The organism is Rhodococcus yunnanensis NBRC 103083 (assembly GCF_001895005.1).
GTDB lineage: Bacteria > Actinomycetota > Actinomycetes > Mycobacteriales > Mycobacteriaceae > Rhodococcoides > Rhodococcoides yunnanense.
On sequence record NZ_BCXH01000001.1, the window covers coordinates 894200 to 915656 of the forward strand.

Genomic DNA, 21457 nt, shown 5'->3' on the forward strand with positions numbered 1-21457 from the left:
CTACTCCGGGTCCAGCAGACCCTCGGGCGGATCGATGGTCACGGTCTTGTCGGCCAGCGACACCGACGTGACGATCGCAGCGACGAAGGGCACGAGCAGCTCGGTGCGACTGCCGTCGGCGGGACGGATCGACAACAACTCCCCCGCCGCCGAATGCAGGACTTCGCGGACCGTGCCGACGGTGTCACCGTCGACCAACCGCACTGTCAGGCCCTCGAGTTCGTGATCGTAGAACTCGTCCGGATCATCGGAGGGCTCGAGATCGTCCGACTCGATGACGAACAGTGTTCCGCGCAGCGCATCGGCAGCTTCCCGCGTGCCGATTCCCTCCAAGCGCAGCAGAAGCCGCCCGGAATGTTCCCGGGCGGCTTCCACCGTGTACGGAGCAGTATCGGTGGTGACCCGTGGCTTGCGCCCGTGGATCACCGTTCCGACGGCGAAGCGGTCGTCTGGTTCGTCGGTACGAACGTCGACGACGACTTCACCTTTGATGCCGTGTGACTTGGCAATGCGACCGATTACGAGCTCCATGACGCAGTGCGCTACTGATCCGTGTCGACGACGTCGACACGGATGCCGCGGCCACCGATTCCGGAGACCAACGTGCGCAGAGCTGTTGCCGTGCGACCGCCGCGCCCGATGACCTTACCGAGGTCTTCGGGATGCACGTGAACTTCCACCGTGCGCCCGCGACGACCGGTGATCAGCTCGACGCGAACGTCGTCAGGATTGGCGACGATACCGCGAACGAGGTGTTCGACGGCGTCGGCGACAACGGCACTCACTTCTCAGCAGCCTCGGCGGCCGGCGCCTCTGCCGTGTCGGTTGCTGCGGCGTCGTCTGCCTTGGCAGCCTCGTCGGCCTTCGGAGCCTTCTTCTTCTTGGCGGTGGTGGCGTCACCGAGCGGCTCGGCGTCAGCCTGCGCCAGAGCAGCGTTGAACAGGTCCAGCTTGGACGGCTTCGGCTCTGCGAGACGCAACGTTCCCTCGGCGCCGGGCAGGCCCTTGAACTTCTGCCAGTCGCCGGTGATCTTCAGCAGTGCCTCGACGGGCTCGGTCGGCACAGCGCCGACTCCGAGCCAGTACTGTGCGCGCTCGGAATCGATGTCGATGATGCTGGGGTCCTGCTTGGGCTCGTACTTGCCGATGGTCTCGATCGCACGGCCGTTGCGGCGGGTGCGAGAGTCCGCGATGACGACGCGGTAATGCGGGGTACGGATCTTACCGATGCGCATGAGCTTGATCTTGACAGCCATGAAAAATGAAGCCTTTCGAGTTGGTCACGGCGCAATTCTGCGGTGCGCATGGACTGCGCACCCGGTTTTGCGTTGAAGGGTGTTGTGACCGCCGTTCGGTACGTAACCGGTGGACGGGCGAACAGCAGCCTATTGTGCCAGACAACGTCCATTGCCGGTTAATCGGCCGTTCGTCTCGCGGTTCAGCTGCCCGTCGGTCTCGGAACACCGCGCAGCACGACGAGGTCGGGGGCCGACAACACGTCCGGGCCGGTTCTCGGATCGACCGAGTACACCAGAAGATCGGCGGGCGCGCCGTGTTCGAACCCCGGCCACCCCAGCCAGGACCTGGCCGTCCAACTGGCCGCTCCCAATGCCTCGGTGGGGGTCAATCCCACGTCGGTCAAGGCCTGGACCTCGTCGGCGATGCGTCCGTGGCGTATCGACCCTCCCGCATCGGTTCCGGCGTAGATCTTCACACCGGCGTCGTGTGCACGCCCGACTGTTGTCGCGACCCGCGCGTGCAGATCACGCATGTGCCGCGCGTACACCGGATAGTTCGACGCGGATGCCGCGATATCGGGGAACGTTGCGATGTTCACGAGCGTCGGGACCAGCGCGGTCTTGTGCTCGACCATCATCTCGATCGTCTCGTCGGTGAGTCCGGTGCCGTGTTCGATGCAGTCGATGCCCGCAGAGATCAGGCCGGGTAGGGCGTCCTCGCCGAAAACATGCGCCGTGACCCGCGCCCCTTCCGCGTGCGCCGCGTCGATCGCTGTCTTCAGGATCTTCTCGTCCCACAGCGGACGGAGATCGCCGACACTTCGGTCTATCCAGTCGCCGATCAACTTGACCCAGCCGTCACCGAATCGAGCTTGCTGCACAACGGCTTCGGGAAGTTGCGAGTCGTCCTCGATATCGACGGCGAGACCCCGTATGTAACGCTTCGGCGTGGCGATGTGCCGCCCTGCCCTGATGATGCGCGGCAGGTCGTCGTAGTCGTCGAGCTCACGTGTGTCGATCGGCGATCCGGCGTCGCGCAGCAACAAGGCGCCGACGTCTCGTTCGGTCTTCGCCTGCTCGATCGCACCGGCGAGATCCTCGGGCCCTCCGCCGTATCTGATGCCGACATGGCAGTGCGCGTCCACGAGGCCGGGCAGGATCCACCCGTTCTCGCACAGGGTCTGCGCATTCCGAACGGGCTCGACCGAGATCTTTCCGTCGACGATCCACAGTTCGATCGGACCCTCGTCGGGAAGAGTCCGACCGCACACCCGGTAGGCGGTCACCGCTACCTGCTACTTCTTGGGAAGCTTGAACTGCGACAGGTCGATACCTTCGAGGCCCGGTGGGATCTGGTCGAGTCCCTTGGGCATTCCGGAGAGATCCGGCATACCCGCAGGCAATCCTCCGGGCATTCCGGGAAATCCGCCGCGGATCTTGGGCTGTGTCGGGCCACGTGCACCCTTCTTGCCCTTCTTGCCCTTCTTGTTTCGAACCTGCTTACGCGCACCCGGCATGCCCATCCGGCCTGCCATCGCAGACATCATCTTTCGCGCCTCGAAGAAGCGATCGACGAGTTGGTTGACGTCGGAGACCTTCACACCCGATCCATTGGCGATGCGCAACCGTCGCGAGGCGTTGATGATCTTGGGGTCGGTGCGCTCCTGCGGAGTCATGCCGCGAATGATCGCCTGAACCCGGTCGAGCTGCTTCTCGTCGACGTTGGCCAGTTCCTTCATCTGACCTGCGCCTGGCAGCATGCCGAGAAGATTGCCGATCGGCCCCATCTTGCGGACGGCCATCATCTGCTCGAGGAAGTCGTCGAGTGTGAGCTGACCGGAACCGATCTTGTTGGCGGTGGCCTCGGCCTGCTCGGCGTCGAAATGCTGCTCGGCCTGTTCGATGAGGCTGAGCACGTCGCCCATGCCGAGGATGCGGCTTGCCATCCGGTCGGGGTGGAAGACGTCGAAGTCCTCGAGCTTCTCGCCGGTCGACGCGAACATGATCGGCTCGCCCGTGACCTCGCGAACGCTCAGTGCCGCACCGCCGCGTGCGTCACCGTCGAGCTTGGTCAGAACCACACCGGTGAAGCCGACGCCGTCACGGAAGGCCTGCGCAGTGCTGACCGCGTCCTGACCGACCATGGCATCGAGGACGAACAGCGTCTCGTCCGGTTCGACGGCATCACGAATGCCCGCGGCCTGGCTCATCAGTTCGGTGTCGATGCCGAGCCGACCCGCGGTATCGACGATGACGATGTCGTACTGCTTGTTGCGCGCTTCCGCAACACCGGCGCGGGCCACCTCGACGGGATCGGCGGCCGACACTCCGAGTGCGTTGTCACCGCCGCCGATCGACGTGCCCGGATGCGGCGCGAAAACGTGGGCTCCGGCCCGCTCACCGACGATCTGAAGCTGACTGACGGCGCCGGGACGCTGCAGGTCACAGGCGACGAGTAGCGGAGTGTGGCCCTGATCCTTCAGCCACTTGGCAAGCTTGCCCGCAAGGGTCGTCTTACCGGAGCCTTGAAGACCGGCCAGCATGATGACGGTCGGTGGGGTCTTCGCGAACGTCAACCGCCTCGTCTCGCCGCCCAGAATGCCGACGAGTTCCTCGTTGACGATCTTGACGACCTGCTGCGCCGGGTTCAGTGCGCCCGATACCTCGGCACCCTTCGCACGGACCTTGATCCGGTTGATGAACTCACGAACGACGGGCAGCGCGACGTCGGCATCGAGCAACGCGAGACGAATCTCGCGGGCCGTGGCGTCGATATCGGCACCCGAGAGTCGACCCTTGCCACGCAGGTCCTTGAGGGTCCCGGTCAACCTGTCGGAAAGGGATTCGAACACCGATTGCACTCCTGAGCCGATAGCGAATGGGGCCTGTAAGTCGAGTAGAGCAGGCTCCAGACTAGCGCCCGGTAAGGGTCGGCGTCGTCGGCGAGGGCCGCAACTCGTTGCGCGCTGCCCGATCTACGCGTCGCGCGATGCCCGATCTACGCGTCGCGCGATGCGTCGGTCCACGTGACGGATACACCGCGGGTGGTGAGCCACTGGGCCGGATCGACCTTGATGCCGCTGGGATCGTGAACCTCGAAGTGCAGGTGCGGACCTGTCGATTCGCCGCGGTTGCCGACCGTCGCGATCTGCTGGCCGGCCGTGACGTGCTGCCCCGGCGCTACCGAATAGTCGTTGACGTGCCCGTAGATAGTCTCGGTTCCGTCCTCGTGGAGCACCTTGACCCACAGTCCGAAGCCCGACGCCGGACCTGCCGCGGTCACCACGCCGTCGGCGGCCGCGAGAATCGGCGTGCCGATAGGGGCGGCGATGTCGAGCCCGCCGTGATGGGCGCCCCACCGCGAACCGAAGCTCGACGTGAGAACCCCGGAAACCGGTTGTACAGCACGCTCTTTCAGCGGCTGCAGGTTCTTCAGCAGATCCCTGGCTGCCGCACCGACGTCGGGCAATCCCAACGCGGGCAGTTCAGACGTGTCGGGGATGTCGACACCGGGAGGCAGCTGGAAGTTCTGCGGAAGACTCACCCCGGCAGGCAGCCCGACCCCTGGGGGCAGCGTGAACCCTGCAGGGAGAAGGTTCTGCGGGATCTCGAACGGGGCTGCTGCAACAGGTGCCCCCGGCGCGGCCGCTGGCGCCGCAGTGGCCGTGCCGGTTCCCAGCTGGGCTGCACCGGCGACGATAGCGCCCGTGGCGACCACGATCGTGGCTGCTTTCAGCCCTGTGTCCTTGGAGTCGTCCTTCGCCCTGTGGCGCCCACGTGGTGTGTCGCTGTTCGTCTCGATCGGAACGTAGATGTTCGATCGCCGGTGGGATCCCACAGTGTGTACCTCATCAGTCGTCGGCGTGCGCCCCCGAGTGGCTCGGCACTCGGACCCGCTTTTCGTCTGCTGGCGAGAAACGTAACAAAACGATCTCGCTCGCAAACACCGTAACCGAATCTTTATGAAATCTCACTACGACCGCTGGGAATTCGGACCGAACCCCCGTCGTGACATCAGGTTCCCTCCGGCTTTTCCGGTGGCTTGGGCGGTTCAGGAGCCGGAACGACACCGAGAAGCGCCTCTTCGATCTCCTCGCGTGTCGCCTTGCTGTCGGAGCCCGACAGATCGATGCAGAACGCATCGACGACGGACGTACCGAGCGTGGCGACCCGTGCCCACCTGACATCCGCGCCGAGCAACTCGAGCGCGCTCGCGAGCCGGCACAGCAGCCCGAGTCGATCCTCGGCGCGTAGCTCGAGAACAACCTGTCCGGGCTCGGTGCCGTCGAACCACAGCACGCGCGGAGGAGCCTGCGCGTACAGAACGGGCACCGCGGAATCGTCCCCGTCCTCCAGCGCAGTGGGACGCGACTCGCGCTCCTTCGCGTCGAGCATCGCCACGAGATCGAGCTCCCCTGCCTGCGCACGGATGATCTCCTGGCGCAGCAATCCCGCCTGAGGAGGCGAGCCGAACAACGGCGCCACCGCGAACGAGTTGACGGCCGAACCGTCGTGACTTCCGAGCGACGCCGACAGCACCCGAAGCGAATGCAGGGCCAGAACGCCTGCCGCATCGGACAGCAAGCCAGGTGTATCGGGGGCGACGACGGTGACGACGAAGGTGTGCGAGCCCTCGGTCGGCTGCAGGTCGACGTGGACCCCACCCTTCTCGGCGAGCGCCACGTGCGACGGGTCGAGCGGGTCGGGCGTCGGCAGCGACTCCCCTGCCATGACCAAACGGCACCGACGAACCAACTCGCGAATGAGCGATGCCTTCCAGTCGCCCCACACCCCGGGTCCGGTGGCCAACGAATCGGCTTCGGCGAGCGCATGCAACAACTCCAGCAGGACCGTGTCCGCGCCGAGAGTTTCGACGACGGTCTCGACGGTGACAGGATCGTCCAGATCTCGCCGCGTCGCGGTGTCCGGTAGCAGCAGGTGGTGCCGAACCATCGCGGTCAGCAGCGCAACATCGGACGGCCACAGTCCCAGCCGCTTACCGATCTGGGTGGCGAGCTCGGCGCCGACGACACTGTGATCGCCGCCTCGCCCTTTTCCGATGTCGTGGATCAGAGCTCCCAGGACGAGAAGGTCCGGCCGTGCGACCCGGGTGGTCAGCGCACTCGCATACGCCGTCGTCTCCACCAGGTGCCGGTCGACGGTCCACGTGTGCACGGCGTCCCGCGGCGGCAGGTCGCGAACGGCGCCCCATTCCGGTATCAACCGACCCCAGAGTCCCGTTCGATCGAGTGCCTCGATCGCCGCGATGGCGCGACGACCGGACCCGAGCAGCACCAGCAGATCGTTCAATGCCTCCTTCGGCCACGGCTCCCTGAGTTCGGGCGCACTGTCCGAGAGTCGGTTGAGGGTCGATGCCGACATCGGCATCGCCATCTGCGCCGACGCGGCCGCCACCCGCATGATCAAGCCCGGGTCCTTGTTGGGCCGAGCGTCGCGCGCGAGCACCACCTCGCCCGCGTGCTCGACGACACCTTCGTCGAGGGGACGCCGGACCGGAACACGACGCAACCGAGAAAGACCTCTCCTCGGCAGCGAATTACCTGCAGTCCTGAGTCCGACGTCGACGGAGTAGCTGATCGTGCGCGCCGAGTCGCTCAGAACGCGGGCCAGATCGAACCTGTCACCGATACGGAGGGCGGCGCCGATTTCGTCGGCGTCCTGCGCCCGGAGCTGGTCTCGCGCTCGACCGGCAACCCGATGCAACTCGGTCCTGACGTCGAGCAGCCGGCCGTGCGCGAACGCGAGTCCGCCACCGGGAGATTCCGGCCCGAGCCCTGGCATGCCATCGGTCAATTGTGCGATCGAGAGTGCGTCGAGAAGTTGCACATCGCGTAGACCCCCTCGACCGCTCTTCAGATCGGGTTCTGCGCGGTGCGCGATCTCCCCGCTGCGCGACCAGCGCGACTGCGTCTGGGTGATCAAGTCGTCGAACCTGGACCGGATACCGGTGCGCCATTCGCGGCGGACACCGCCGATCAGCAGATTGCTCAGCTCTACGTCCCCGGCGATATGGCGTGCCTCGAGCATGCCCAGTGCCGCGGTCATGTCCGAGGCTGCCACCTGGAGCGCTTGAGGAACGGTCCGAACACTGTGATCGAGCTTGATGTGCGCATCCCACAGCGGGTACCAGAGTTTGTCGGCGACGTCGGACACCAGCTCGGGTTCCATGTCGTCGTGAAGGAGAATGAGATCGAGATCGGAGTACGGAAGCAGCTCACGGCGAGCCAACCCGCCGACTGCAACGATCGCGAATCCCGAATCGGATTTGATACCCAACTCGGCGCCCTTGGTGGTGAGCCAGAACTCGTGCAGATCCACGAGAGCCTGCCGGAGCGAGGGCGCGTCGAGACGGCGGTTGCGTGCTCCGCCATCGAGCAATTGCTTCCTGGCGCGCGCCAGATCTGCTGCTGCATCGCTGGTGCCCTTGGACACAGCACCCCTGGGCATTGCACCTTTGGACGCTGCACCTTTGGACGCTGCACCTTTGGACGCTGCACCTTTGGACGCTGCACCTTTGGGCACTGAGCCCTTGGACACTGAGCCTGTGGAGACCGACGGCCCCGATCCCGCAGCTTTCGCTGCGGAACCGGGGCCGCCTGCCCGCGACCCGTTGGGGTCAGAGCGCATCGGCGCCACGTTCTCCGGTACGCACTCGGATGACCGAGTCGACCGGTGAGACCCATACCTTGCCGTCACCGATCTTGCCGGTGCGCGCAGCCTCGACGATGACCTCGACGACCTTCTCGACTGCTGCGTCGTCGACGACGACCTCGACGCGCACCTTGGGTACGAAGTCGACGGAGTACTCGGCGCCGCGGTAGACCTCGGTGTGGCCCTTCTGACGGCCGTACCCCTGGACTTCGCTCACCGTCATGCCCAGCACGCCGGCCTGCTCGAGCCCCGTCTTGACGTCCTCCAATGTGAACGGTTTGACGATTGCCGTGATCAGCTTCATTTTTCTGCTTCCCTTCACAAGCTTTTCAGTGCCCGGTTGCATGCAGAGCGAGCAACTCTCGCTCCTATCTCTACCCTGTCAGGCGAAGTCGTACGCAGTCTCAGCGTGCTCAGCTTCGTCGATACCCGAGGCTTCGTCCTCATCCGACACGCGCCAACCCAGCGGCTTGAGCGCGAAAGCGATGATCGTGGTGATCACTCCGGTGAAGATCAGTGCCGACAGTGCAATGACGATCTGGATGACCAACTGCTTGTAGTCGCCGCCGTAGAACAGCCCAGTCTCGGACGCGAAGAATCCGATTCCGATGGTTCCCCACAGTCCTGCGACGAGGTGGACACCGACGACATCGAGCGAATCGTCGTATCCGAACTTGAACTTCAGGCCGACTGCGAGAGCCGACAAGGCGCCGGCGACGACGCCGAGGAATATCGATCCGATGGGGGTCAGAGCGCCTGCAGCGGGCGTGATCGCAACGAGGCCCGCGACGATGCCCGATGCGGCACCGAGGCTGGTGGCGTGTCCGTCACGGATACGCTCGACGACGAGCCATCCCGCGATGGCGGCCGCAGTGGCAGTCGTGGTGTTGACCCAGGCGAGACCGGCGAAACCGTCGGCTGCGAATGCGGAACCTGCGTTGAAGCCGAACCAGCCGAACCACAGCAGAGCTGCACCGAGCATGACGAACGGCAGGTTGTGCGGACGGAATGCGACGCGTCCGAACCCGGCGCGCTTTCCGATGACGAGTGCGAGCACCAGGCCTGCGATACCGGCGTTGATGTGAACCACGGTGCCACCGGCGAAGTCGATCGGCGGGACCGAAGCCACGAGTCCGCCGTCACCGTCGTCGGTCGTACCGAAGATCTTCGCCGCGAATCCGTCCTCGGAGCCCGAGAGAAGGCCACCGCCCCACACCATGTGCGCGAGCGGGAAGTAAGCGAGGGTGACCCAGATGCCTGCGAAGGCGAGCCACGTTCCGTACTTGACGCGTCCTGCGATCGAGCCGCTGATGAGTGCGACCGTGATGATGGCGAACGTCACCTGGAAGGCGATGTCGATCACGTTGGGGTATCCCCACGCACCCGCCAGGAAGTTTCCGTCGGCATCGGTGATCGAATCCTTCAGACCGAAGAACTCGAACGGGTTCGCGAAGACCCCGCCGATGTTCTCGGTTCCGTACGACATCGACCATCCCCACAGGACGTAGATGAGTGCGACGACGAACATCGCCCCGAACGACATCATCATCATGTTCAGTACGGACTTCTGCTGCGACATACCGCCGTAGAAGAACGCCAGACCTGGCGTCATCAGCAGCACCAGTGATGCTGCAGTCAGCATCCAGGCGGCATTGCCGGAGTTGGCCAACAAATCCTCGGGACTCACGTACACCCTCCTTCTCCTGCGCACCGGATGGTGCGCGGTCTGGACAAAGAGTGGGTTCGAAAAGTTTCATCCATGACACTCGGGTGTTGCGCTCATGTGAACGCATGGACCGAATCTGTTGCAAAAAGATTTCGTCCAGGCGTTTTACATTTCAACCGTCGGTCGAACCGGGCAACAAGACAGGAAAAACACACCCGAAATGGGCCTGGTTCGAGGCGCCCGGTGTGACCGAATTCTCCTTCTCAGCCGAGCAGAGCGTCGACGAATGCGCCCGGTTCGAACGGCGCGAGATCGTCGGCACCCTCCCCGAGCCCGACAAGTTTGACCGGCACACCGAGCTCGCGTTGAACCTGGAACACGATTCCGCCCTTGGCCGTGCCGTCCAACTTGGTCAGCACGACACCCGAGATATCGACGACTTCGGCGAACACTCGTGCCTGTATCAAGCCGTTCTGGCCGACGGTTGCATCGAGGACGAGCAGAACGTCGTCGACGCGTGCCCGCTTCTCGATGACGCGCTTGACCTTCCCGAGTTCGTCCATCAATCCCGATTTGGTGTGCAGGCGCCCAGCCGTGTCCACGACGACCACATCGACGCCCTGCTCGATTCCCTTCGTCACCGCATCGAACGCCACGGCGGCCGGATCCGCTCCTTCCTTGCCCCGAACAACGTCTGCGCCGACGCGCTCGGCCCACGTCTGCAGTTGGTCGGCGGCGGCGGCGCGGAAAGTATCAGCGGCGCCGAGCAGTACGCGTCGCCCGTCGGCTACCAACACACGAGCGAGTTTGCCGGTCGTCGTGGTCTTTCCGGTGCCGTTGACACCGACGACGAGCAGAACCGCAGGCGTGCCGTCGTGCGGCAGCGCCCTGATCGATCGGTCCAGTTCGGGATGCAACTGTGCGACGAGTACTTCGCGCAGCAGTGCGCGCGCGTCGGCCTCGGTCCTGATGCTTCGCGTCGCCATCTGTTGGCGCAGAGTCGTCATGATCTCTGCCGTCGTCGACGATCCGATATCGGCGATCAGCAGCGTGTCCTCGACCTCTTCCCATGAGTCCTCGTCGAGGTCTCCACCGCCGAGCAACCCGAGAAGACTCTTGCCGACTGCGGACTGAGAGCGTGACAGCCGACCGCGAAGGCGGTCGAGACGCCCGTCGGTGGGCGCGATGTCGTCCAGAGCCGGTACTGCGGGCTGCGGCTCAGGAGTCGGCGCGGGCTCGGGTTCGGGAGTCGGCTCGGGCTCAGGGGTTCCCGCAGGCTCAGGCGTTACCGCGGGCTCAGGGGTTACCGCGGGCTCAGCAGTCGGCGCAGGCTCAGGCGTTGCCGCCGGCTCAGGAGTCGGCGCAGGCTCAGGAGTCGGCGCGGGCTCGGGAGTCGGCTTCGGGGCGAGCTCCGGCTCGATCGTCGCACTGCCTTGGCTGAACGAGAATCCGCCGCCGGCCTTGTAGCCGCCTGATCGGTCCTTCTCGATTTCCTCGGTCGCGCGGGCCTCGGAGGGCTTGAGAGACACTCGACGACGGCGAGACACGACGAGCCCGGTGACGAGTCCGACGATGAGGAGGGCCAGAACGGCCGCAATGATGATCCACGCTTGGGTACTCACGGGCACCATCCTGTCACGCTAGGTGTCAGGGCACGGAAGCCGAACTGCCCTCGGCGGGAGCATCCGCCGCTGGAACATCATCAGCCGGAACATCATCAGCTGAAACCGCGTCGACTGGAACATCGCCGTCTGGAACATCGCCGTCTGGGACATCGCCGTCTGGGACATCGTCCGGAGCCGTCACGCTGCCGATCGTTTCGACGCGATTCCGGTTCAACCTCTGGGAGATGACGGTGGTGATGCCGTCGCCGCGCATCGAGACGCCGTACAGTGCGTCGGCGACCTCCATCGTCGGCTTCTGGTGTGTGATGACGATCAGCTGCGATTTCTCTCGTAGCTGCTCGAACAGCCCGATCAGTCGCCTCAGATTCGTGTCGTCCAGAGCTGCTTCGACTTCGTCCATGACGTAGAACGGAGACGGCCGCGCACGGAAGATGGCGACCAGCATCGCCACCGCGGTCAGTGACTTCTCACCGCCGGACAACAGCGACAGTCTCTTGACCTTCTTTCCTGGTGGGCGCGCCTCGACCTCGATGCCCGTGGTCAACATGTCGCCGGGGTCGGTCAAGATCAGTTTTCCCTCACCGCCGGGGAACAGCTTGGCGAACACCTGGGTGAATTCCCGCTCGACATCGAGCCACGCGTCGGTGAATACCTGAAGGATTCTCTCGTCGACGTCGGCGACCACGTCGAGCAGGTCCTTCCGAGCCGACTTCACATCCTCGAGCTGGGTCGAGAGGAAGTTGTACCGCTCTTCCAAGGCAGCGAATTCTTCGAGCGCCAGCGGATTGACCTTGCCGAGTGTGGCGAGATCTCGCTCTGCGCGCTTGGCTCGCTTCTCCTGGGTCGACCGGTCGAAGGGCATCGGTGCAGGCGCGACCACCTGCTCGCCTCGCTCCTTGGCGGCCTCGTACTCCGACATCTCCAGTTCGGTGGGCGGAAGCGGAATGTCGGGTCCGTACTCGGCGATGAGATCTTCGAGCCCGATGCCGTGCTGCTCCAGGATGTTTGCTTCCAGCTGCTCGATCCGCAACGCGGCTTGTGCCCTCGCCACCTCGTCTCGGTGCACGGCGTCGGTGATGGATGCGAGCTGGCCTTGCAACGCGCGAACTTGTTCTTTCACTCGGTCCAGCTCGCTGGAAGTGTTCGAGCGTTGTTGCGCCAGCTCGTCTCTGCGCGCTGCGGCCGTGGCGACGACCTCGGCCAGCCGCTCGGCTACCCGATCACCCGCCGACGCGACGGCCTCCGCTACTGCGGCAGCATGTCTTCGAGAGGCGATTTCACGTTCTGCTCTGGCCCTGGCTTCGCGTTCGGCACGCGCTGCCCGGCGCAACGAGTCGGCTCGGCCGCGAAGGGACTGAGCGCGTTCCTCCGCTGAGCGCACGTTCAGTCGTGCCTCGACCTCGATGGACCGGACCTCGGTCAACGCTGCTGCCGCGGTCTCGCGAGCGAGCGTCGACTCACCGGATTCGGTATGCCCATCCGTTCCGGACTGTTCGTCCTCGGCCAGACGCAAACGTTCTTCGAGGTCGGCCAGCGCCGCGAGCGCCTCCTCCCTGCCGACCTCGGCTGCCGATCGCTGGTCGGACAGCCGCGATGATTCCGCGATTGCCGAACGGGCCAGCTGTCCGAGCCTGCCGAGTTGTTCGTACACCGCAGCCATCGCCGCGTCCGACTCGTTGAGCGCCGCCAGCGCCTGCTCGGCGGATTCACGCCGATCCGACTGCTCGGCGAGAGCCCCGGACAGTGCAGCTTCGAGCTCGGCGGACCGACGCTCGGCGGCTGCCAATTCGATGGTCGAGAGGTCGATGGCCGACTGCACTTCGAGAGTGCTCGGGCGCCGATCGGAGCCGCCCGTGACCGAACCCGATTCGACGAGGTCCCCGGCGGTCGTGACGGCACGAATGCCGGCCGAGGAATCGACCAGGGCTGCTCCGTCATCGATCGAGTCGACGATCACGACGTCACCGAGCAAAGCCGTCATCGGCCCGGCAAGAGAATCGGGAAAGGTGACGACGTCGAGCGCCCACCGCGCTTTGGGCGGAAGATCGACGACGCGGCGTTGTGCAACGGCTTTTCCGTCGTCGAACACGATTGCTGCTCGCCCGCCGTCGGCATCACGAAGAGCGAGCACTGCATCGCGTGCACGGGCGAACGATTCGGCATGTGCCGCGTCGGCGACCGGGCCCATGGCAACCGCTACCGCGACGTCGAAACCGGGTTCCACCGTGATGCGTTCGGCAAGCAGACCCGACAGACCTCGCTGGCCGTTCTCGATGAGCCATCCAGCGCCGTCCTTACGCTCGAGACCCATCGTGAGAGCTTCGATCCGAGCCTGGAACGAGGCCACCTTCTTGCCCGCAACGCGGTCCTCGTTCTGCAACTCCGTCACGCGAGCATCCGCGCTCCTCAGAGCCGTCACGGCACGTTCGTAGTGGGTGTCCAGGCTCAGCTCGCTGGCGTCCAGGCCCGATATCTGGTCCTGCACGCTCTCGAACTCGGACTGTGCAACGTCTCCTCGCTCGCGAGCCTCGTCGATGGCCACCGACAGTCGTGCGACCTCGGCGTCGATCGAATCCGCTTTGGTCCGATACGTGTCGACCTGGCCGGACAAACGGGCGAACCCTTCACGGCGATCCGCGACAGCGCGGACCGCGGCCATGTGCGCGCGCTCCGCGTCTGCCGCTGCGGCCTCACGTTCGATCAGCTGTTCGCGGGCCGACTCGAGCGTTTCGCGGGCCATCTCCACTGCCTCGACGAGTTCCAGTTCTTCCTCGGCGACGCGTTCGGCCTGCTGTTCCAGCTCGTCGGGATCCTGTCCACGACCGGCGGAAGGAGCAGAGTCGAGATGACGTGCGCGTTCCTTGGCGATCCTGATCGTCGCGTTGACACGTTCGGCGAGCGCCGAGAGTTGAAACCAGGTCTGGCCAGCAGCTTCGGCGCTCGGGGTCAGACGTGCTACCGATTGTTCGAGCTCACCGAGAGCGGCGTTACCTGCCTCGAGGGTGTCCGAGACAGCGGCGTACTGCTCCCGCGCCGCTGCCTCGTCCTGGGTCTGGTTGGCGAATTCCTCCCGGCGCGCGACCAGGTCGTCGGCGGCGAGACGCAGACGTGCATCGCGCAGGTCGGCCTGCACCGTCTGGGCGCGTCGTGCAACCTCGGCCTGCCGACCGAGCGGCTTGAGCTGACGTCGAAGTTCGGCAGTGAGGTCGGTCAGGCGAGCCAGATTCGCCTGCATCGCATCGAGCTTGCGTACGGCCTTCTCTTTGCGTTTGCGGTGCTTGAGAACACCTGCTGCTTCCTCGATGAACGCTCGACGGTCCTCCGGGCGTGATTCCAGAATGGCGGCGAGTCGGCCCTGCCCGACGATGACGTGCATCTCGCGTCCGATACCGGAGTCGCTGAGCAACTCCTGGACATCCATGAGCCTGCAGGAACTTCCGTTGATCTCGTATTCGCCTGCACCGTCACGGAACATTCGCCGCGTGATGGAGACCTCGGAATAGTCGATCGGCAACGCACCATCGGAATTGTCGATGGTCAGCGTGACCTCGGCGCGTCCCAGTGGCGCCCGGCCGGAGGTGCCGGCGAAGATGACATCTTCCATCTTGCCGCCGCGCAGCGCCTTTGCACCCTGCTCCCCCATGACCCAGGTGAGCGCGTCGACGACGTTGGACTTCCCCGAACCGTTGGGACCGACGACACACGTGATTCCCGGCTCGAAACGAAGAGTCGTCGCCGAAGCAAAGGACTTGAAGCCCTTCAGCGTCAGACTCTTGAGATGCATGGCGTTTCAGAGTACCGGGTGGCCTCCACCAGCGTGTGTGCGGACACACCGCGTGTTGCACGCCGACGGATGGCTAGCGTTCGACGAACCCGGTCAGTCCGCCGCGAGCCGGATCCCAGCTCTCGACGACGAGGCTGACCACGCCCGGTGTCGTACCCCCGCGAAGCAGACTCAGCAGTTGTCGAAGACGGTCCCGTGAACCTTCTGCGACCACCAGCACACGCCCGTCCGCGTGGTTGGTAGCCGATCCGACGAGTCCGAGTTCGAGCGCCCGGGAGCGGGTCCACCACCTGAAGCCGACACCTTGCACCTGCCCGTGGACCCACGCGGTGAGGCGCTCGTCCGTCACGCCGGACATCACGGTGGCGTCAACTGCCGGACTGTTCCGTCGAAACTCGTGGCGTAGAGCGAGTTGCGGTCCCAACCGGGGCCGCCGAACTCCACGGAGGTCGTCAAAGGCATTCCAGTACCGATCACGCAGGACGATCCTGATTCCGGATCGATTCTCAACACGCGGCCTGCGAGATTCTGCGCCAGGTAGATCTGCCCGTCGGGCCCCACGGTCATGTCGTCGGATGCGGTGAACGGACCGAATCCGTCGACCGGGATGCGTCGCGCGTCGCCTGCGAGGTTGCGGGCATCGAGGACGGCGATGGACAGTGCGGGCTCGAAGGTGTTCGCCACGTAGACGGCGTCTCCGTCGGATGCGATGCCGTTGGCCGTCCCGAGGTCGGTACGTACGGTCTCGGCGGAGTCGGGCTCGCCCGCATGGATTCTCGTGATGCCGGTGGTGGCGCCGAGATTTCTGGTGACGACGAGATCACCGTTGCCCAGAGCGACGAGGCCGTTCGGCATCACCAATCCGCGCGCGACCGTCGAGCGCTCCCCCGCGAGAACATCGACGGTGTCGACCGTACCGTCATGTAGGTCGAAAAGTCCTGCGGCGGTGCCGTTTCCAGTGGTGAAATACAGGAGATCGCCATCGGTGACGAGTCCGCCGGGTGACGTGACGTCCGGTACCACCACCCCTGACGTACCGTCCGGCTGCAGACTACGAATACTGCCGGTGCCGAGCAGTGACGTCTCGGACAACAGCAGGGAACCTCGGTCGTCGAACGCGAGATTTTCCAGCGTGCCGAATCCGGATGCGACGGTGCCGAGGGTCCACGGCGAGCACACCGAGTCCGCGGACGCGCTGGGAGCCCCCATTGCCACCGCAGATGTCATCACGGCAGATGTCATCACCGCAGATGCCACGATGATCGCCACAGTCGTGGCTCTGGCCTTCATCTCACGCGTCCGTGACGATATCGAGCGAGACCTTCGTGCCTGCCTTCAGTGTTCGGCCCACCGTGCAGACCTTGTCGATCGCCCGTTCGACGACTGTCAGCAGTCGTTGCTGAGCGTCGGCATCGAGCTCGCTGAGATCGAGTTCGAGAACCTCGTGCAGATCGGGGTACGTCTCGTTGTCCCGATCAGCCGTGCCCGACACTCTGACGGTCGCGTCGTAGTTGTCACCGAGCCTGCGAGACAACGGGGTGTCCGAGCTCATTCCACTGCACGCTGCCAACGCGATCTTGAGTAGTTCTCCAGGAGTGAAGACGCCCTCGACCGATTCCGAGCCGATGAGCACCTCGGCTCCCCGTGAGCTCTTGCCGGTGTAGCGGCGGGTCCCTGTTCGTTCCACCCACAGGTCAGTCGGTGCATTCTCATCGGCCATGAGAAGGAATTCTAGAGACAGTGAATTCCAGAGACAACAGTGATGCGCCACTGCAATCACCGTGGATGTCGCGGCCTCGGCTGGCATTTCGGACAGCTGTAGGAGGATCTGTTCATGAATTTCTCGCGCCTGATCGGGCTGCCGCACCGCGAGCACGGCATACCTTCCTGGCCGTAGGCGTCGAGCGATCGATCGAAGTACCCGGATTCACCGTTGACGTTGACGTACAGCGCGTCGAAGGATGTGCCGCCTTGTGCGAGGGCCTCGCCCATCACGGCATGTACGGCGGTCAGAAGCCTCCGCAGCGCGGGCCGAGTGAGCGTCTCGGCGATCCGGTTGCCGTGAATCTTGGCTCTCCACAACGCTTCGTCCGCGTAGATGTTGCCTACCCCCGAGAGAACCGTCTGATCCAGGAGCGCCCGTTTGATTTCGGTGTGCTTGCCGCGCAACACGGTCACGACGGATTCGGCGTCGAACAATGGGTCGATGGGATCGCGTGCGATATGGGATACCGGCTCGGGGACGATCGAACCGTCGACCTCTTCCAGGGCCGCGAGTGCCCAGCCGCCGAACGTTCGTTGGTCCACGAACCGTAGATCGGCGCCGTTGTCCAGTCTCGCCCGAATACGCAGATGCTTCTCGTCGGGGACTGTGGGCGGCTGCACCAGCATCTGACCACTCATTCCGAGATGCACCACTATCGCTATGTCGCGGGGTTCGAGCGGTAGCCACAGGTACTTGCCCCGGCGCTCGGCCGATGAGATGCGGCGACCACGTAGTTGTGCCGTGAGATCGTGTGCACCTGCGAAATGCCGACGCACTGCACGGGGATGCAGCACCTCGACCGATTCGATGCCCGAACCGACGACGTGCGACTCCAACCCGAGGCGAACTACCTCGACTTCCGGCAGTTCAGGCATCCACGCTGTCCGACGGTCCGTCGGAGCTGGCTTCGCCGTCGTTCTCGGTGCCGGACAAGGCATTCCACGCCGTGCTGGCGGCCTTCTGTTCGGCTTCCTTCTTGTTCTTCCCGACGCCGACACCGAGTGCACGGCCCCCCACCAGAACGGTGGCCGTGAATTCTTTGTCGTGGTCGGGGCCAGTCGAGGTGATCTCGTAGGCGGGTACACCGAGGGACTGGAGTGCGGTCAATTCCTGCAGGCTCGTCTTCCAGTCGAGGCCTGCACCCAGACGGGGCGCACGGTCGAGGAGATCGGCGAACAGGCGGGAGACCACCTCACGCGCGACCTCGATGCCGTGCTGAAGGTGGATCGCGCCGAGCAAGGACTCCATGCCATCCGCGAGGATGCTCGGCTTGTCGCGACCACCGGTCTGCTCCTCGCCCTTGCCCAGCAGCAAGTGCCTGCCGAGCCCACCCTCGCCCAAGCCACGCGCTACTTCGGCGAGTGCATGCATGTTGACGACGCTTGCCCGAATCTTCGCGAGATCACCTTCGGACTTGTCCGGGTGCACTGCGTACAACCGCTCCGTGATCGTCAGACCGAGCACCGAGTCGCCCAGGAATTCGAGGCGCTCGTTCGTCGGAAGACCGCCCTGCTCGTACGCATACGAGCGGTGCGTCAATGCCAGCGTGAGCAACGATCGGTCCAGTACAACGCCGAGAGCGGCGAGGAGCGACTCTCGGTCGTCCCCGCCGCTGTCGGGTGCGGAGCTGTTCTTGTAGGCAGAACTGCCCTTGCTTGTCACCAGGTGTCCGATCCGAGATCAGACGGCTGCTACTACCTGGCGGCCCTTGTAGGTACCGCATGACGGGCACGCGATGTGGGGCAAGGTCTTCTCGCCGCATCCACGGTTGGGGCACGTGACGAGGGTGGGCGCAGTGGTCTTCCACTGTGCACGACGCGACCTCGTGTTGGACCGCGACATTTTGCGCTTCGGGACAGCCACTTCTACTTCTCCTCGGCTTCGTTGTTCACAAGTTCTGTGCTCGGTTCTGATTCCACGCCAAATTTGGCTGCAAGACCAGCCCAGCGAGGATCAAGTATGTCATGACTGTGCCCGGATTCAGCAATCGCCAGGCGAACGCCGCATTCGGGGCACAATCCCTCGCAGTCTTCGCGGCACAGCGGGTGGAGCGGAAGCTCCAATCCCACCGAATCGACTATGACTGGATCGAGGTCGATCTGATCGTCGACGACGCGATGAATCTCGTCCTCGTCGGTCGTATCTTCGGTCACGCTGTTCGGATACGCGAACAGCTCGGTGAGGTACACGTCCACGGCTCCGGTCACGGGCTCGAGGCAGCGCGAGCACTCCCCGGTCGTGTCGGCGCGAACGGTACCTGTGACCAGAACACCTTCGGATACAGCTTCGAGCCGGAGATCCAGCTCGACGGGTGCACCCACTTCGATTCCGATCGAGTCGAGGCCGATCCGCGAAGGCGCTTCCACCGTCCGCTGGATCTGCTTCATCGACCCCGGTCGGCGACCGAGGTTGTCGATATCCAGTACGAAACCCGCATCCGCGTCGGGACGAGGGGCACTACGACGGCGTGGCACAGCAAATCTTCCTACTCGATAACGAACTTCACACTGACGGACTACACGCCCTGAACACAGTGCATCGACCATCGGCCGAGTGCCTGCGTCAGGCAACCACACAACGATACGCATCCACGCATATCGGAGCAAACTGCGCTCGCTCGATCGACGCAGGACCGTCCACGAGGACTACCTCCTGGTGCGTCGGAACTCCTCGCCCGGTGCATCGCTCGCATAGTCCGGCACGCCGGACCCGGTCCGTAACTGCTGACGTCCGCGACCCACGGAGCGAATGGTGCCGGTGAGAAACTCTTCGAACTCGGCAAGTTTCGTATCCACGTAGACGTCGCATTCGCTGCGCATCCTGTCCGATTCCGCATGTGCGGCATCGATGACTCGCGCCGACTCCGCGTGGGCCGCCTGAACGACCTCGGTCTGCGCAACCAGACGAGCCTGCTCCTCGGTTCCCTCGGCGACACTCCTGTCGTAGGCGGCCTGACCCGACTCGATCATCCGATCCGCTTCGGTACGCGATCGGGTGGTCAACGCCTCGTACTCGCGACGACCGTCCTCGATGGTGCGCTCGGCGTTGTCGGTGGCGTCGTCGACCAACTGTTCGGCGTGCGCCTTGGCTTCGGCAACCATGCGATCGGCCTGCGATTTCGCGTCGGACAAGATGCGATCGGCCGAGTCCCGAGCGTTCTCGACGGTGTCCTGTGCCTCGTCGTTGGCCGTGGTGACCGTCTTCTCGGCCGTGGCGCGGGCATCGCCGACGAGCTTGTCTCGGTGATCGAGCACATCCTGCGCGTCGTCCAGTTCACCGGGGATGGAGTCGCGAACATCGTCGAGAAGTTCCAGTACGTCACCACGAGGAACGACGCATCCGGCTGTCATCGGGACACCGCGCGCCTCCTCGACAATGGCGACGAGTTCGTCGAGTGCCTCGAATACGCGGTACACCGGTAACTCCAATCGTCGAATCCGTGAAAATCATTGTCCGAGCGTTGCGAGAAAAAATCATTGTCCGAGCGTTGCGAGAAAGAAATCATCGTCCGAGCGTTGTGAGAAGAGAGTTCGAGCGCTTTCCAGTTTGCCTGGTGATCGCGGTCAGTGCGTGACTCGCCCTCGGTGTGTCGCTCGCATGGCTCTGCCTGCGCTACTCGGCGTGCCGCTCGGCGATGCGCGCGAGGAGCCGGCTGTGCACATTGGCGGGGACCATGTCCTCGACATCTCCGCCGAATGTCGCCACTTCCTTCACCAAGGAACTGGAAAGGAAGCTGTAGGTCGGATTGGCCGGAATGAACAGTGTGTCCACGCCGGACAGCTTCTGATTCATCTGAGCCATCTGAAGCTCGTAGTCGAAGTCGTTCGCGCCGCGCAGGCCTTTGACGATGGCCGTGAAGCCTTGTTGTTTCGCGTAGTCCACCAGGAGCCCGTGCCACGACGACACACGGACGTTCCCGAGATGTTCGGTCGCCTCGGTGAGCAGTTCGATTCGCTCGTCGACGGTGAACAGGCCACGCTTGCTCTTGTTGATCATCACCGTGACGATTATCTCGTCGAACTGCGCAGCAGCGCGGGTGATGACATCGAGGTGACCCTCGGTCACCGGGTCGAAGGATCCAGGGCACACCGCTCCAGTCATGGAGCAGACGCTATCACCGGTCGCTGGTCACGTGATGTGGCGACGGCAACGCCCCGGCGATCTCGATGCGCGTTTCGCCGTACTTCTTCACCTTCTCCGGGACCAGGCCTGCGGGCCATACCGTGGCCGGCGACCTCGACGAACGCTCCAGCACCACAACGGCTTCCGGCGTGAGCCATCCTCCCGCGAGCAGCTCGTGCAGCATTTTCTCCACGGCGACTTCGGTGACCGCGTACGGAGGGTCGGCGAGCACGAGGTCGTATGGCCGATCCGCTGCAGTGGACAACACAGCCGATACCGGCGCGCATCGCACCGTCGCACCGGAGAGCCCGACCGCCTGCGCGTTCTCACGGACGATCGATGCCGCACGAGCATCGGATTCGACGAGCAGGACCGACGATGCTCCGCGTGAAAGCGCTTCGAGCCCAAGAGCTCCCGATCCCGCGAACAGGTCGAGGACAACGGCCCCGTCGAGATCGAGCCGTGATTCCAATGAACTGAAGAGCGCCTCGCGGACGCGTTCCGATGTGGGCCGCGTGCCGCGAGGCGGGACCTTCAGCCGTCTTCCCCCAGCAATGCCTGCGACGATCCGAGTCATCTACAGGAG

General features: G+C 64.4%; 21 protein-coding genes. All 21 read right to left on the reverse strand.

Annotated features, from left to right (window positions below; genetic code table 11):
• Entirely contained in the window at positions 1-531 is a 531-nt protein-coding gene (gene rimM / locus RY1_RS04065; protein ID WP_072802157.1) for a ribosome maturation factor RimM, read from the reverse strand.
• An 11-nt stretch (positions 532-542) separates the two neighbouring features.
• On the reverse strand, positions 543-785 hold the full coding sequence (locus RY1_RS04070) for an RNA-binding protein (protein ID WP_072802158.1): 243 nt from the start codon (positions 783-785) through the stop codon (positions 543-545).
• Positions 782-1255 carry a 30S ribosomal protein S16 gene (gene rpsP, locus RY1_RS04075; RefSeq protein WP_072802159.1) on the reverse strand — a complete coding sequence of 158 codons (474 nt, stop codon included), beginning with the start codon at positions 1253-1255 and terminating at the stop codon, positions 782-784. The genes RY1_RS04070 and rpsP overlap by 4 nt, the downstream gene beginning before the upstream one ends.
• 182 nt (positions 1256-1437) lie before the next feature.
• Complete coding sequence (locus tag RY1_RS04080) at positions 1438-2523, reverse strand: amidohydrolase family protein (RefSeq protein WP_072802160.1); 1086 nt, start codon at positions 2521-2523, stop codon at positions 1438-1440.
• Positions 2524-2532: 9 nt separating this feature from the next.
• Positions 2533-4089, reverse strand: coding sequence for a signal recognition particle protein (ffh, locus tag RY1_RS04085; RefSeq protein WP_072802318.1), 1557 nt, complete (start codon positions 4087-4089; stop codon positions 2533-2535).
• Positions 4090-4235: 146 nt separating this feature from the next.
• Positions 4236-5075: a M23 family metallopeptidase gene (locus tag RY1_RS04090; RefSeq protein WP_072802161.1), complete on the reverse strand. Its 840-nt coding sequence runs from the start codon at positions 5073-5075 to the stop codon at positions 4236-4238.
• A gap of 176 nt (positions 5076-5251) precedes the next feature.
• Positions 5252-7705: a [protein-PII] uridylyltransferase gene (locus RY1_RS04095; RefSeq protein WP_245819472.1), complete on the reverse strand. Its 2454-nt coding sequence runs from the start codon at positions 7703-7705 to the stop codon at positions 5252-5254.
• A 169-nt stretch (positions 7706-7874) separates the two neighbouring features.
• Positions 7875-8213: a P-II family nitrogen regulator gene (locus RY1_RS04100; RefSeq protein ID WP_019664269.1), complete on the reverse strand. Its 339-nt coding sequence runs from the start codon at positions 8211-8213 to the stop codon at positions 7875-7877.
• Between the two features lie 78 nt (positions 8214-8291).
• Positions 8292-9551, reverse strand: coding sequence for an ammonium transporter (locus tag RY1_RS04105; RefSeq protein WP_174565327.1), 1260 nt, complete (start codon positions 9549-9551; stop codon positions 8292-8294).
• A 287-nt stretch (positions 9552-9838) separates the two neighbouring features.
• Positions 9839-11197 (reverse strand): signal recognition particle-docking protein FtsY, encoded by a 1359-nt coding sequence (ftsY, locus tag RY1_RS04110; RefSeq protein WP_072802319.1) that lies wholly within the window; start codon positions 11195-11197, stop codon positions 9839-9841.
• Between the two features lie 25 nt (positions 11198-11222).
• Positions 11223-14984: a chromosome segregation protein SMC gene (gene smc, locus RY1_RS04115; protein WP_084727149.1), complete on the reverse strand. Its 3762-nt coding sequence runs from the start codon at positions 14982-14984 to the stop codon at positions 11223-11225.
• Between the two features lie 73 nt (positions 14985-15057).
• Positions 15058-15342 (reverse strand): acylphosphatase, encoded by a 285-nt coding sequence (locus RY1_RS04120; RefSeq protein ID WP_072802164.1) that lies wholly within the window; start codon positions 15340-15342, stop codon positions 15058-15060.
• The gene (locus RY1_RS04125) at positions 15342-16274 is read right to left on the reverse strand and encodes an SMP-30/gluconolactonase/LRE family protein (protein ID WP_072802165.1); all 933 of its coding nucleotides are present in this window, start codon (positions 16272-16274) and stop codon (positions 15342-15344) included. Before RY1_RS04125 ends, RY1_RS04120 begins: the two co-directional genes overlap by 1 nt.
• Position 16275: 1 nt before the next feature.
• Positions 16276-16704 (reverse strand): OsmC family protein, encoded by a 429-nt coding sequence (locus tag RY1_RS04130; RefSeq protein ID WP_072802320.1) that lies wholly within the window; start codon positions 16702-16704, stop codon positions 16276-16278.
• A gap of 56 nt (positions 16705-16760) precedes the next feature.
• Entirely contained in the window at positions 16761-17624 is an 864-nt protein-coding gene (mutM, locus tag RY1_RS04135) for a bifunctional DNA-formamidopyrimidine glycosylase/DNA-(apurinic or apyrimidinic site) lyase (RefSeq protein WP_072802166.1), read from the reverse strand.
• On the reverse strand, positions 17617-18411 hold the full coding sequence (gene rnc, locus RY1_RS04140; RefSeq protein WP_072802167.1) for a ribonuclease III: 795 nt from the start codon (positions 18409-18411) through the stop codon (positions 17617-17619). The genes mutM and rnc overlap by 8 nt, the downstream gene beginning before the upstream one ends.
• Positions 18412-18429: 18 nt before the next feature.
• Complete coding sequence (gene rpmF / locus RY1_RS04145; RefSeq protein ID WP_032397784.1) at positions 18430-18612, reverse strand: 50S ribosomal protein L32; 183 nt, start codon at positions 18610-18612, stop codon at positions 18430-18432.
• A gap of 2 nt (positions 18613-18614) precedes the next feature.
• Positions 18615-19136, reverse strand: a complete 522-nt coding sequence (locus RY1_RS04150) for a YceD family protein (RefSeq protein WP_072802321.1) — start codon at positions 19134-19136, stop codon at positions 18615-18617.
• Positions 19137-19394: 258 nt separating this feature from the next.
• Positions 19395-20165 carry a DivIVA domain-containing protein gene (locus RY1_RS04155; protein ID WP_072802168.1) on the reverse strand — a complete coding sequence of 257 codons (771 nt, stop codon included), beginning with the start codon at positions 20163-20165 and terminating at the stop codon, positions 19395-19397.
• A gap of 196 nt (positions 20166-20361) precedes the next feature.
• On the reverse strand, positions 20362-20850 hold the full coding sequence (coaD, locus tag RY1_RS04160) for a pantetheine-phosphate adenylyltransferase (protein WP_072802169.1): 489 nt from the start codon (positions 20848-20850) through the stop codon (positions 20362-20364).
• 13 nt (positions 20851-20863) lie between these two features.
• Positions 20864-21448, reverse strand: coding sequence for a 16S rRNA (guanine(966)-N(2))-methyltransferase RsmD (gene rsmD, locus RY1_RS04165; RefSeq protein ID WP_072802170.1), 585 nt, complete (start codon positions 21446-21448; stop codon positions 20864-20866).
• Positions 21449-21457 lie beyond the last annotated feature (9 nt).

What these genes read in the sequence shown, in the direction of transcription:
- rimM (WP_072802157.1), bottom strand. Translation starts at nt 531, where the DNA reads ATGGAGCTCGTAATCGGTCGCATTGCCAAGTCACACGGCATCAAAGGT.
- rsmD (WP_072802170.1), bottom strand. Translation starts at nt 21,448, where the DNA reads ATGACTCGGATCGTCGCAGGCATTGCTGGGGGAAGACGGCTGAAGGTC.
- RY1_RS04105 (WP_174565327.1), bottom strand. Translation starts at nt 9,551, where the DNA reads ATGCTGACTGCAGCATCACTGGTGCTGCTGATGACGCCAGGTCTGGCG.
- RY1_RS04120 (WP_072802164.1), bottom strand. Translation starts at nt 15,342, where the DNA reads ATGTCCGGCGTGACGGACGAGCGCCTCACCGCGTGGGTCCACGGGCAG.
- RY1_RS04100 (WP_019664269.1), bottom strand. Translation starts at nt 8,213, where the DNA reads ATGAAGCTGATCACGGCAATCGTCAAACCGTTCACATTGGAGGACGTC.
- rpsP (WP_072802159.1), bottom strand. Translation starts at nt 1,255, where the DNA reads ATGGCTGTCAAGATCAAGCTCATGCGCATCGGTAAGATCCGTACCCCG.
- RY1_RS04150 (WP_072802321.1), bottom strand. Translation starts at nt 19,136, where the DNA reads ATGAAGCAGATCCAGCGGACGGTGGAAGCGCCTTCGCGGATCGGCCTC.
- coaD (WP_072802169.1), bottom strand. Translation starts at nt 20,850, where the DNA reads ATGACTGGAGCGGTGTGCCCTGGATCCTTCGACCCGGTGACCGAGGGT.
- RY1_RS04095 (WP_245819472.1), bottom strand. Translation starts at nt 7,705, where the DNA reads ATGCCCAGGGGTGCTGTGTCCAAGGGCACCAGCGATGCAGCAGCAGAT.
- mutM (WP_072802166.1), bottom strand. Translation starts at nt 17,624, where the DNA reads ATGCCTGAACTGCCGGAAGTCGAGGTAGTTCGCCTCGGGTTGGAGTCG.
- smc (WP_084727149.1), bottom strand. Translation starts at nt 14,984, where the DNA reads ATGCATCTCAAGAGTCTGACGCTGAAGGGCTTCAAGTCCTTTGCTTCG.
- RY1_RS04130 (WP_072802320.1), bottom strand. Translation starts at nt 16,704, where the DNA reads ATGGCCGATGAGAATGCACCGACTGACCTGTGGGTGGAACGAACAGGG.
- RY1_RS04125 (WP_072802165.1), bottom strand. Translation starts at nt 16,274, where the DNA reads ATGAAGGCCAGAGCCACGACTGTGGCGATCATCGTGGCATCTGCGGTG.